Below are 647 nucleotides of genomic sequence, written 5' to 3' on the forward strand. Positions count from 1 at the left end.
CACGCTGGTGCATTTATCACCACGGCAAGGCTCGCCCTCGCGGCCGTAGACGTCGAAGCGGTGCTGGAAATAGCCCTGGCCGCCCTCAGCGTTGGCGAAGTCGCGCAGGGTCGAGCCGCCCGCCGCGATGGCGTCGTTCAGGACGTTGCGGACCTCGGTCGCCAGACGCTCCAGCCGCGCCTTCGACACCGATCCGGCCGCGACCAGGGGCGAGATGCGGGCGCGGTACAGGGCCTCGCACACATAGATGTTGCCCAGGCCGGCGACGATCCGCTGGTCCAGCAGACTGACCTTGATGTTCTGCTTCTTGCCGGCGAAGGCCTCGACCAGATGGGCGCCGGAAAAGCCGTTGCCCAGAGGCTCGGGCCCCAGACTGGCGAACCAGGGATGGGTCTCGATCTGGTCGCTGGATATCAGGCCCATGAAGCCGAACCGGCGCGCGTCGGCGTATCCGATGCGGGTCGCCGCCCCATCGCGGATGGCGCAGCCGCTGAAATGTTCGTGCTTGCCGGCGATGGGCGCGGCCTCCTCGAACTCGCCCAGCAGGGTTCCGTCCAGGGTGAAGCGGCCGGTCATGCCCAGATGAGTGATCCAGGTCTCGCCGGTCGAGAGCGGCATCAGCAGGTATTTGGCCCGCCGGTCTATTC

At 67.4% G+C, this 647-nt stretch carries 1 protein-coding gene; it reads right to left on the reverse strand.

Annotation, left to right across the window (positions count from 1 at the left end):
- Positions 1-647: bifunctional DNA-formamidopyrimidine glycosylase/DNA-(apurinic or apyrimidinic site) lyase (mutM, locus tag JWG43_RS20615; protein ID WP_205244265.1), on the reverse strand; the 647-nt coding region annotated here is incomplete at both ends.

The sequence above is a fragment of the Desulfobulbus alkaliphilus genome (genome assembly GCF_016918545.1).
GTDB classification, from domain to species: domain Bacteria; phylum Desulfobacterota; class Desulfobulbia; order Desulfobulbales; family Desulfobulbaceae; genus Desulfobulbus; species Desulfobulbus alkaliphilus.